The sequence below is a fragment of the Kribbella italica genome (genome assembly GCF_014205135.1).
Classification (GTDB): domain Bacteria; phylum Actinomycetota; class Actinomycetes; order Propionibacteriales; family Kribbellaceae; genus Kribbella; species Kribbella italica.
In genome coordinates, this window is sequence record NZ_JACHMY010000001.1 from 3,686,735 (window position 1) to 3,697,859 (window position 11,125).

The 11,125-nt window shown below is 69.6% G+C and carries 8 protein-coding genes; 7 read left to right on the forward strand and 1 reads right to left on the reverse strand.

Going from position 1 to position 11,125, the window contains the following annotated elements; all coding sequences use genetic code 11:
* The first annotated feature begins 164 nt into the window (after positions 1 to 164).
* The 7 genes from arfA (at position 165) to glgB (ending at position 10,429) form a co-directional block, all read left to right on the forward strand.
* Positions 165 to 1,061 (forward strand): channel-forming protein ArfA/OmpATb, encoded by an 897-nt coding sequence (arfA, locus tag HDA39_RS17020; protein WP_337925772.1) that lies wholly within the window; start codon positions 165 to 167, stop codon positions 1,059 to 1,061.
* 106 nt (positions 1,062 to 1,167) lie between these two features.
* A complete protein-coding gene (locus HDA39_RS44110; RefSeq protein WP_184796184.1) occupies positions 1,168 to 1,710 on the forward strand; it encodes a sunset domain-containing protein in 543 nt (180 codons plus the stop codon).
* A 50-nt stretch (positions 1,711 to 1,760) separates the two neighbouring features.
* Positions 1,761 to 1,970 (forward strand): hypothetical protein, encoded by a 210-nt coding sequence (locus HDA39_RS17030; RefSeq protein WP_184796185.1) that lies wholly within the window; start codon positions 1,761 to 1,763, stop codon positions 1,968 to 1,970.
* Between the two features lie 362 nt (positions 1,971 to 2,332).
* Positions 2,333 to 4,057, forward strand: a complete 1,725-nt coding sequence (treS, locus tag HDA39_RS17035) for a maltose alpha-D-glucosyltransferase (RefSeq protein ID WP_184796186.1) — start codon at positions 2,333 to 2,335, stop codon at positions 4,055 to 4,057.
* Positions 4,054 to 5,487 (forward strand): maltokinase N-terminal cap-like domain-containing protein, encoded by a 1,434-nt coding sequence (locus HDA39_RS17040; RefSeq protein ID WP_184796187.1) that lies wholly within the window; start codon positions 4,054 to 4,056, stop codon positions 5,485 to 5,487. The genes treS and HDA39_RS17040 overlap by 4 nt, the downstream gene beginning before the upstream one ends.
* A 117-nt stretch (positions 5,488 to 5,604) precedes the next feature.
* Positions 5,605 to 8,034: an AfsR/SARP family transcriptional regulator gene (locus HDA39_RS17045; protein ID WP_184796188.1), complete on the forward strand. Its 2,430-nt coding sequence runs from the start codon at positions 5,605 to 5,607 to the stop codon at positions 8,032 to 8,034.
* 76 nt (positions 8,035 to 8,110) lie between these two features.
* On the forward strand, positions 8,111 to 10,429 hold the full coding sequence (glgB, locus tag HDA39_RS17050; protein ID WP_184796189.1) for a 1,4-alpha-glucan branching protein GlgB: 2,319 nt from the start codon (positions 8,111 to 8,113) through the stop codon (positions 10,427 to 10,429).
* Between the two features lie 48 nt (positions 10,430 to 10,477).
* Here the strand turns inward: glgB and HDA39_RS17055 are convergent, their stop codons facing one another.
* The gene (locus HDA39_RS17055) at positions 10,478 to 11,077 is read right to left on the reverse strand and encodes a TetR/AcrR family transcriptional regulator (protein ID WP_184796190.1); all 600 of its coding nucleotides are present in this window, start codon (positions 11,075 to 11,077) and stop codon (positions 10,478 to 10,480) included.
* Positions 11,078 to 11,125 lie beyond the last annotated feature (48 nt).

Genomic DNA, 11,125 nt, shown 5'->3' on the forward strand with positions numbered 1-11,125 from the left:
GACGACCCTGGGAAACAGGTGTGATCAGAGGCTGGTCCGGCGTGCATCAGAACCGCTTCACGGAGTAATCTCCTCGCGCACGGTCAATGACCGTATCGACGGAGGAACACGTGCCTGGATCACCGCGGCGACCCGCTCGGATCTGGCTGCTTGCCCTCCTGGTCGTGCCGCTGCTTCTCACCGCTGTTCTGGTCGCCTTCAAGGGCGACGGGCTGAGCAACGCGACCGCCGACGAAGCCGGTACGGCGGAAGCGCCCGCCACTCCCCCAGCGCCCAGCGCCTCGGCGAGCGTCGTACCGCCGGAGACCGAGGCCGCGCCGTTCTCCGTCGCGTGGACCGAGGAGGACGGCCTGCAGGTCACCGCCGTACTGCGGGACGAGGCCGCGAAGGACAAGGTCGTCGGCGAGATCCAGGGGCTGCTCGACGAGGGCGAGACCTTCGGCGACAGGCTGACGGTCGACGCCGCGAGCGGCCTGGCGAGTCCGAGCGCCCTGGTCGGCGTACTGCAGGCGCTGCGATCGGCGACCGGTGAGGTCGCGGTGCGGTACGACGGGGCGACGATCACGCTGAGCGGCGATGTCGCGGACCAGGCGACCAAGGCGACGGCGGCGCGGGCGGCGGCGAAGGCCGTGCCGGGGGCCATCGTGGCGAACGAGCTGCGCGTGCCGACCGCCACGAAGCCGACGGTCAGCGAGGCCTGCCGGACGTTCGAGGGCCGGCTGACGCAGGTGACCGGCCAGCACCGGATCGTGTTCCTGTCCGGTACGGCGATCGTGAACGAGCGGTCGCGGGGATCGGTCGCGCGGGTCGCCGCGCTGCTGAAGAGCTGCGCCACCGCCCGGGTCGAGGTCGGCGGTCACACCGACAACCTCGGCGATCCGTCGACCAGCCTGCCGCTGTCGCAGAAGCGCGCGGACGCGGTGAAGAGCGAGCTGGTCCGGCTCGGCGTACCGGCCGGGCGGATCATCAGCCGCGGGTACGGCGAGTCCGAGCCGGTCGCGTCCAACCACACCTCCGCCGGGCGGATCGCGAACCGCCGGGTGGAGATCCGAGTTCCGTAGGGGTCGTGTCGATGAGTTCGCTGTACGCACAGCTGTGGGTGCTTCTGCTGGCCGCCTTCGTCCTGGGCAGCGCCGCCGCCTACGTGATCCACCGGAGCACCCAGCGATGAGCACCCTGGCCCGCAACAACTGGCCGTGGGAGCTCGTGGCGTTCCTGCTGGGAGCGGTCATCACGTGGATCCTCCTGAACCGCCGCGAACCGGTCGCAGCCGAAGTACCTGAAGAAGAAGCAGTAGACGAAGAGAAAGTCCTGGTCACAGCCGGTGCTCCGCTTGAGCGGAGCGAGGAGCACCAGGCGCCGGTGAGCCGAGCAGCCCCGAAGCCGAAGGCAAGCCCCGCCGAGGAGCAACCCGCCTTCTCCCAGCGCATGGATCTCGTGGAGTCGTCGCAGCCGACGCTGTTCGACGGGTCCGGGCGGGCCGTCGTACCGGGGAGGTACGGACCGGGATCGGCCGACGCCGTGGAGCACCAGGGCCCGCCCGACGGGTTCACGATCAAGGGCAACGCCCAGTCGATGCTCTTCCACACCCCGGACTCGCCGTACTACGGCCGCACCAAGCCCGAGGTCTGGTTCCGCACCGAGACCGACGCCGAACAGGCCGGCTTCACCAAGTACGTCCGCAAGCCCCGCAAGTCCCCCGGTGCCTGACACCTGCTCGCCGTTAGCATCGGCGCGACGAGCCGACAGCAGGAGGATCGATGCAGCGCGAGATTCACGTCCCGTTCAAGGCCGAGCAGGACGAGGACGGAGTCTGGGCGGCCACCGCGGCGCTGACCCCGGACGCCTTCGCCCACGGCCAGGGACCGACGCGCGAGGCGGCGATCGAGGACCTCAAGGAAGCTCTCGCCCTGCTCGCCGAGGAGGTCGGCGCACCGGACCAGCTGGTCGTGACCATCGAGGCCGACTGATGGCCGGCGGACGTCCTGGTCTTGTCGGACGGTCGCCGCGGACCGACCAGAACTAACGCGCGAGGGGCTGGGAAGCAACGCGGGTGAGGTAACGAATCGGTCCTGGAATAGGGTGATGTGGCCCCTATTTGCTTGTACTGGCAAAGCGGCGTCACACTGACTCCAACGCCGGGCCGGACCGAGTCCCACGGCGTCAATCCACACCACCCCCGGACACCCCGGACCCTGGTTCCTTTTGAGATGCCCGCAGTCCGGGTACGGGAACCGGAGCCCGCCCCCGGTGTCCACCCGCGCGTCGCCGGAATCGTCCGGTGGTGGCAGCCGCAAGTACCGCTAGGTTTGGACCGAGGGGAATACACCCGATGGAGGTGAGCGTGACCGACATGCTGCCGGAGCAGCACCACGGACTGACGAAGAGTGACCCGCTGTGGTTCAAGCGGGCCGTCTTCTACGAGGTCCTCGTGCGGTCATTCAAGGACTCGAACGCCGACGGAATCGGCGACCTGCAAGGCCTGACCGAGAAACTCGACTATCTCGAGTGGCTCGGCGTGGACTGTCTGTGGTTACCGCCGTTCTACCCCTCACCTCTGCGTGACGGCGGCTACGACATCTCCGACTACACCAACGTGATGCCCGAGGTCGGCACGATCGCCGACTTCGCCGCGTTCATGGACGCCTGCCACACCCGTGGCATGCGCGTCATCGTCGACTTCGTGATGAACCACACCTCGGACCAGCACCCCTGGTTCCAGGCGTCGCGCACCGATCCCGACGGCCCGTACGGCGATTTCTACGTCTGGTCCGACAACGACGAGGCCTACTCGGACGCGCGGATCATCTTCGTCGACTCCGAGACCTCGAACTGGACCTGGGACCCGGTCCGCCAGCAGTACTTCTGGCACCGGTTCTACTCCAGCCAGCCCGACCTCAACTTCGAGAACCCGGCCGTCGGGGACGCGATGATCGAGGCGCTGAAGTTCTGGCTCGACCTCGGCATCGACGGTTTCCGGCTCGACGCGGTGCCGTACCTGTTCGAGGAGGAGGGCACCAACTGCGAGAACCTGCCGAGGACGCACGAGTTCCTCAAGCGGGTCCGCAAGGAGGTGGACGCGAACTACACCGACCGCGTCCTGCTGTGCGAGGCCAACCAGTGGCCGGCCGACGTGGTCGACTACTTCGGCGACCGCGACTCCGGCGGCGACGAGTGCCAGATGGCCTTCCACTTCCCGGTGATGCCGAGGATCTTCATGGGCGTACGGCGTGAGTCGCGCTTCCCGATCTCGGAGATCCTGGCCCAGACCCCGCAGATCCCCGACACCTGTCAGTGGGGCATCTTCCTGCGCAACCACGACGAGCTCACGCTCGAGATGGTCAGCGACGAGGAGCGCGACTACATGTGGGGCGAGTACGCCCAGGACCCGCGGATGAAGGCCAACATCGGCATCCGCCGCCGGCTCGCGCCGTTGCTCGACAACGACGTGAACCGGATGGAGCTGTTCACCTCGATGCTGCTGTCCCTGCCCGGGTCGCCGATCCTGTACTACGGCGACGAGATCGGCATGGGCGACAACATCTGGCTCGGTGACCGCGACGGGGTCCGGACCCCGATGCAGTGGTCGCCGGACCGCAACGCGTCGTTCTCGACCGCGACCCCCGGCAAGCTCGGTCTGCCGGTGATCATGGACCCGGTCTACGGCTACCAGGCGGTCAACGTCGAGGCCGAGATGGAGAACGCCTCGTCGCTGCTGCACTGGACGCGACGGATGATCCAGACCCGGAAGCAGCACCCGTGTTTCGGCATGGGTACCTTCACTGATCTGGGCGGGTCCAACCCGAGCGTGCTCTCGTACATCCGGGAGTTCGGCGACGACGTGGTGCTGTGCGTGAACAACCTGTCGCGGTTCCCCCAGCCGATCGAGCTGGACCTGCGGCAGTACCAAGGCGTCGAGCCGGTGGAGCTGCTCGGCGGCGTGCACTTCCCGACCATCGGTGAGCTGCCGTACCTGCTCACCCTGGGTGCGCACGGCTTCTACTGGTTCCGGCTGCCGGTGAACAAGTCGGCCGATCGTGAGGAGAGCTCTTCGTGACTTCCCATCTGGACCTGGTCCAGTCCTTCTGCATCCACCAGCGATGGTTCGGTGAGAAAGGACATGACGTCGACGTCGAAGCGATGGCCACCTCGGTGTGGCTGTCGGACGAGGGCGTCTGGCCCGCGGTCCGGATCGGGTTCGTCTACTGCTCGGGCCCTCCCGGCGCGGAGAACGCCATCCGCGTCTACCAGTTGCCGCTCAGCTACCACACCGCGCCGGTCGACAACCTCGGCCACGCGCTGATCGGCGACTGGTCCGAGCCCGACCTGGGTGACACCCGGGTCTGGGTGTACGACGCCCTGCACGACAAGGAAGCCACGCCGTACTGGCTGGACGCACTTACCCACGGGCGCCGGTTAGCAAGCTTGGAGTTCCACCCGGTGCACGCACCGGACCGCACGCTCGTCGTACCGGACGACGCCCAGTCGCTGGTGCTGACGGTCGAGCAGAGCAACACGTCGCTGGTCTTCGGCGACACCGCCTTGCTGAAGGTGTTCCGCCGGCTCGAGCCCGGGAGCAATCCCGGGGTCGAGATCGAGTCGGCGCTCACCGAGGCCGGCTCCGAGCTGGTGCCCGAGGTGCTCGGGTCGGCGCGTGGTTCCTGGCCGCGCGCCGGCGGCGGCACCGACTCCGGCGACCTGGCGATGATGACGGCGTTCGAGAAGAACTCGACCGACGGCTGGTCGTACGCGACGACGTCGGTCCGCGACCTGTACGCCGAGGCCGACCTGCACGCCGAAGAGGTCGGCGGCGACTTCGCCGGGGAGTCGCACCGGCTCGGCGCGGCGACGGCCGAGGTGCACTCGGAGCTGGCCAAGGCGCTCGGCTCCGATGTCTGGGCGCCGGACCTGATGATCCAGCACGCCGCCGCGATGCAGCGCCGGCTGGACCGGGCCGCCGCGGCGATCCCGGAGCTGCAGCCGTACGCCGAAGGTCTCAGCCGGGCCTTCACCTCGCTCGCGGAGTACGGCGAGGCGGTGCCGGTGCAGCGGATCCACGGTGACTTCCACCTGGGCCAGGTGCTGCGCACGATCAACGGCTGGAAGCTGATCGACTTCGAGGGCGAGCCGGCCAAGTCGCTGATCGAGCGGCGCGCGCTGGACACCCCGATCAAGGACATCGCCGGCATGCTGCGCTCGTTCGACTACGCGGCCCGCTCGCTGCTCGCCGATCACCTGGGCGACCAGCAGATCGCTTACCGCGCGGCCGAGTGGGCCAACCGGAACCGTCGCGCCTTCTGCGACGGGTACGCCGAGGTCGCCGGCACGGACCCCCGCGACCAGGGAGTGCTGCTCAGCGCGTTCCTGGCCGACAAGGTCATCTACGAGACGATGTACGAGGCGCGCAACCGGCCGAGCTGGCTGCCGATCCCGCTGGCCGCGGCCGCTCAGCTGAGCACCACGGAGTCGTCCACCGACGACGACTGACCGCTGCGCCGGGTCGCGTCGGCGCCCGCGATCGCGGGTGTTCCCGCGCCCGGGCCGTCGTCCACGGCCGACGGTTGGCCGGGCCCGGGGAGCTGTGGCGCTGCCATACTTCTCCCTATGCCATCCGAGCCGCAGCTGGAGGTCCTGGTTCTGGGACCTCTCGCCGTGCGGCTCAACGGCGTGGCGATCGCAGTCGACCGGCCGCTGGAGCGCGCACTGCTGGTGCGACTCGCACTCGCGAACGGCCTGCCGGTTCCTGATCAGCGACTCGCTGTCGATCTGTGGGGCGACGTCGATCTCGCGCGACCGACCGAGCGCCTGCGGGTGCTCGCCTCCCGGCTGCGGGCCGCGCTGGGGACTCCCGACGTCCTGACGCGAGCCTCCAACGGGTACGCGCTTTCGGCGCAGATGACCGATCTGGTCGGCGCTCGGTCGCTGGCCAAGGGTCTGTACGCCGCGGCGCGGGCTGGTGATCACGCGACGGTGAGCGCACTCGGGCGCGAGGCCCTGGCGCTGTGGCGGGGTGCGTCGCTGGCTGATCTGCGGGCGGTTCCGTACGCCGCGACCGAGGCCGAGCAGCTGGACACCTGGCGGCTGGATCTGCAGGTGGAGCGGCTGGACGCGGAGCTCGCGCTCGGCGGTGCGACCGAGGCCGGGCGGGAGTTGGAGGGGCTGGCCGCTGAGCATCCGTTGCACGAGCGGCTGTCGTGCTTGCTCGCGCTGGCTCTCTACCGGACCGGGCGGCAGGCGGATGCGCTCAACCGGCTGGCGCGACTGCGGTCGCGGCTGGCGGACGACCTCGGGGTGGATCCGGCGCCGGAGACTGCGGAGATGGAGCTGCGTCTGCTGCGGCAGGATCCGGCGCTGCTGCTGCCCCAGGTCGGCTCTGAAGAGTTGGTCGTCGCGCAGCCCTCGGCGGCCTCCACATTGCCCTTGCCGATGACAACATTTGTGGGACGGCAGGCCGAGCTGGGTGATCTGGTCCGGCGGTTGGGGTCACCTGGGCTGATCACGCTCACTGGTGGACCTGGGAGCGGGAAGTCGCGGCTTGCTCTGGAAGCCGCGGCGGCCTCGGGGCGCGCGGTGCGGTTGGTGCAGCTCGCCCCGCTGGACCGGGTGGACGCGGTCCTGGCCGCGCTCGCAGGAGAAGATGCCGACAGCAACCACTTGGTTGATGGGGATCTCGATGCGGTGACGGCCGCGCTCGGCGGCGCGCTGGTGGTGCTCGACAACGCCGAGCACGTGGTCGAGTCGGTGGCCGAGGTTGTCGCCGGGTTGTTGCGGCGAAAGCCTGGGCTGACGATTCTGGTCACCTCACAGCGTCCCCTGCAGCTCGGCGAGGAAGAGCTGCGGCCGATGGATCCGCTCGACGGAGTCGCAGCCGCGCAGTTGTTCACCGAGCGGTGCGCGGCCGATGCGCAGGGCGCCGATCCCCAACTGGTCGCAGCGATCTGTACGGCGGTCGACCGGCTGCCACTCGGGATCGAGCTGGCCGCCGGCCTCACGCGCACACTGACCGTCCCCCAGCTCGCCGACCGCATGCGCCCGCTGGTCGCCGGATCGAAAGATCCGCACCTGATCGCCGGACCGCGCGATCCGCACCTGAGCATGATCGCCGCGTCGACCGACCCGCACACCAACCTGGTCGCCGGATCGCGAGATCCGCACCCGAGCCTGATCGCCGCGCTGGACTGGTCGCATCAGCTTCTCGGTGAGGCGGAGCGTGCCGTGCTGCGGCGGGTCGCGGTGTTCGCCGACGGGTTCACGCTGGAGGCGGCGGAGCAGGTCGCGGTCGATCCGCGGGACGTGGCGCCTGCGTTGACCGAGCTCGCGGATCGCAGTCTGCTCACCGTGGAGGCCGTGGGCGGGCGGCGGTTCAGGATGCTGGAGACCGTCCGGGACTACGCGCTCGGCAAGTTCGCCGAGACCGGCGAGGTCGAGACGCTCGCGACTCTCTACCTCCACACGGGCCAGGCGGAGCAGGCGCGGACGGCGTACGAGTCCTGCGTCGCCGCGGATCGCGTGGCCGGCGACGAGCAAGGCCTGTCGCGCGGGCTCGGCAATCTCGCCGGGGCCCTGGTCGCGCTCGGCCGGCTCGACGAAGCGCTGGAGGCCGTGGCCGAGTCCGACCACTGCGCGCGGCAGTTCGACGACCGGCAGCTCCTCTCGGTGAACGACGGGATCCGCGGCGCGGTCGCGGCGGCCCGCGGCGAGTACGCCGACGCGGAGAAGCATCTGCGCGCCGCGGTCGATCACGGCGCCGGCATCACGATGGCCCACCTCGACCTGGCCGACGTACTGATCCGGCAGGGCGAACTGATCGAGGCGGCCTCCTTGCTGGACGCCGTCTTCGCCGGGTCGCCGGTGAACAGCACAACCTGGCTGGCGGCCCGGGCGATCGCGACGGCGTTGGCCCACGCCCAGCAGGACGTTCCGTTGACGGCACAGCTGCTGAGCGAGACGCTGACGGCGTACGAGACGTCGTCGTTCGCCTGGCCGCGGTACACCGACCGCTTGCTCGCGGTGCGTGACGCCCTGCAGCGGTGAGTCGGTCTTGTGTACGTCCCCGACGGACGGGTACGGGATGCGGGAATCGAAGAGTCCATCGGGCAGGATTGGGTGCATGGGATCGAACGAGCGCGACGAGCACGACACCGAGGCGCGGACGCCGCTGTCGGAGGCGATGACCGAACCGGTCAGGACGCCTGCTGAGCAGGCGGTTCCGACCACGACCGGGCAGGTCGTGCCGGCCGCCGCGGCGGCCGGGGTGCAGCGGGTCGAGGTCGATCGATCGGTGCTCGAGCGGGTGGTGTCGGGGACGTACCACGATCCGCACCAGGTCCTCGGTCCGCACCTGGGCGACGGGTCGGTGACGTTGCGGGTGCTGCGGCCGTTCGCGGCGACGGTGACCGTGCTGTTCGACGACGAGCGGGTCGAGCTGGAGCACGAGTTCGAGGGCATCTGGGTCGGCGTGCTGGACGTCGAGAAGGTGCCCGACTACCGGCTCGAGGTGACCTACACCGACGGCCCGGCGCTCGAGGTCGACGACCCGTACCGGTACCTCCCGTCGCTCGGTGAGATGGACCTGCACCTGATCGGTGAGGGCCGGCACGAGCAGCTGTGGTCCGTGCTCGGCGCGCACGTCCGCCGGTACGACGGCCCGGGCGGCACCGTGACCGGCACGTCGTTCGCGGTCTGGGCGCCGAACGCGCAGGGCATCCGGCTGACCGCCGACTTCAACTTCTGGGACGGCCGCGCGCACCCGATGCGCACGATGGGATCGAGCGGCGTCTGGGAGCTGTTCGTTCCCGGCGTCGGCCCCGGCACGCGGTACAAGTTCGACATCTGCGGGCGCGACGGCGTCTGGCGGCAGAAGGCCGACCCGATGGCGAACCTGGCCGAGGTGCCGCCGGCGAACGCCTCGGTCGTGCACGAGACGACGTACACGTGGCAGGACGCCGAGTGGCTCGAGCGCCGCGCGGCCGCGCAGGCGTACGCCGAGCCGATGAGCGTGTACGAGGTGCACCTAGGCTCGTGGCGCAAGGGCAGGAGCTACCGCGAGCTGGCCGACGAACTCGTTGCCTACGTCAACGAGATGGGCTTCACCCACGTCGAGCTGATGCCGGTGATGGAGCACCCGTTCGGCGGCTCGTGGGGGTACCAGGTCACGTCGTACTTCGCGCCGACCTCGCGCTTCGGCGACCCCGACGACTTCCGCTTCCTGGTCGACGCGCTGCACCAGGCCGGTATCGGCGTCCTGGTCGACTGGGTGCCGGCGCATTTCCCGAAGGACGCCTGGGCGCTGGCCCGCTTCGACGGGACGCCGCTGTACGAGCACCCGGACCCGCGCCGCGGCGAGCAGCCCGACTGGGGCACGCTGGTGTTCGACTTCGGCCGGCCGCAGGTGCGCAACTTCCTGGTCGCGAACGCGCTGTACTGGGCCGAGGAGTTCCACATCGACGGCCTGCGGGTCGACGCGGTCGCCTCGATGCTCTACCTGGACTACTCGCGCCAGGAGGGCCAGTGGGTCCCGAACCAGTACGGCGGCCGCGAGAACCTGGAGGCCGTCTCGTTCCTGCAGGAGATGAACGCGACGCTCTACAAGCGGGTGCCCGGCGTGATCACGGTCGCCGAGGAGTCGACGTCGTGGCCGGGTGTCACCCGCGCGACGCACCTGGGCGGGCTCGGCTTCGGGTTCAAGTGGAACATGGGCTGGATGAACGACTCGCTGCGCTACCTCGAGCACGAGCCGGTGCACCGCCAGTTCCACCACCACGAGCTGACGTTCTCGATGATGTACGCCTACTCGGAGAACTTCGTGCTCCCGCTGTCGCACGACGAGGTCGTGCACGGCAAGGGCTCGCTGCTGCGCAAGATGCCCGGCGACCGCTGGCAGCAGCTGGCGAACCTGCGCGCCTACCTGGCGATGATGTGGGCGCACCCGGGCAAGCAGCTGCTGTTCATGGGCGGCGAGTTCGGTCAGGAGTCGGAGTGGTCGGAGAAGGGTGAGCTCGACTGGTGGCTGCTGGACCACGCCGACCACCAAGGGCTCAGGCAGCTGGTCAAGGACCTCAACACGTCGTACAAGGACCTGAAGGCGTTGTGGGGCAACGACCACGTGCCCGAGCGCTTCACCTGGATCGACGCCAACGACGCCGGCAACAACACCTTCTCCTTCGTCCGCTTCGGCGGCGAGGGTGAGGCGACGATCGCCTGCGTGGTCAACTTCTCGGCGGTCCCCCACCACGGCTACCGCCTCGGCCTGCCGTTCGAGGGACACTGGCACGAGATCCTCAACACCGACGCCGCCACGTACGGCGGCTCCGGCGTCGGCAACTTCGGCGGCGTCGACGCCAACGGCACGTCGTGGCACGGCATGGCCAGCAGCGCCGAGATCTCGGTGCCGCCGCTGGCCGCCGTCTGGTTCCGGTACGACGGTTAAGAGACCTTCAGCGAGAACACACCCGATGCACGTGCGCGCGGAATGTTGCTACTCCGCCAGGCGGGCGACGAGGCGGATCAGCTGCTCGGCGTACTGGTCGGCGAAGGTGGGGGCGTCCGGGTCCAGGCCCAGGGAGCGGGCGATCTGGGGGAAGGTCACCGGCGCGGCGGAGAGGGCGAACAGGGCCAGGGCGACGTGGGCCGGGTCGAGGTCCGCGGCCAGCTCGCCGGTCTCCTGGCGGTGCCGGAAGTCGGCCAGGACTGCCTGGAAGCGGGTGTCGCGGGCAGGGTCGTCGGGTTCGTCCTGATCGATTCCCTGGCGGACCAGGAGGCGGGCCAGGTCGGGCGCTGCGAGGGTCTCGCGGGCGTAGGCGGCGACGACCTCGCCGAGGGTGGTGGCGTCCTGGGTGACGGCGGGCTCGTTGTCGCGCCAGCGGTCGGTGACGGCGTCGTACAGGCCTTGTTTGCCGCCGAAGTAGTACGAGATGAGCTGCTTGTTCACGCCGGCGCGGGCGGCGATCTCGGTCACCCGGGCGCCGCCGAAACCGTGCGCGCCGAACTCGGCCACGGCCGCGTCGAGCAGCGCCTGCTTGCTGCGCTCGGCGTCGCGCTGCCGAGCGTCGGGTGCCGGGGCTCGCCTGACCGTCATGTCCCGAAGCCTAACCATCCTTCTTGCGGAATTAGTCAACCATATGGA

Excerpts from the sequence above, each read along its gene's own strand:
- HDA39_RS17045 (WP_184796188.1), top strand. The coding sequence starts at position 5,605 with ATGCCATCCGAGCCGCAGCTGGAGGTCCTGGTTCTGGGACCTCTCGCC.
- treS (WP_184796186.1), top strand. The coding sequence starts at position 2,333 with ATGGAGGTGAGCGTGACCGACATGCTGCCGGAGCAGCACCACGGACTG.
- glgB (WP_184796189.1), top strand. The coding sequence starts at position 8,111 with ATGGGATCGAACGAGCGCGACGAGCACGACACCGAGGCGCGGACGCCG.
- HDA39_RS44110 (WP_184796184.1), top strand. The coding sequence starts at position 1,168 with ATGAGCACCCTGGCCCGCAACAACTGGCCGTGGGAGCTCGTGGCGTTC.
- HDA39_RS17030 (WP_184796185.1), top strand. The coding sequence starts at position 1,761 with ATGCAGCGCGAGATTCACGTCCCGTTCAAGGCCGAGCAGGACGAGGAC.
- HDA39_RS17055 (WP_184796190.1), bottom strand. The coding sequence starts at position 11,077 with ATGACGGTCAGGCGAGCCCCGGCACCCGACGCTCGGCAGCGCGACGCC.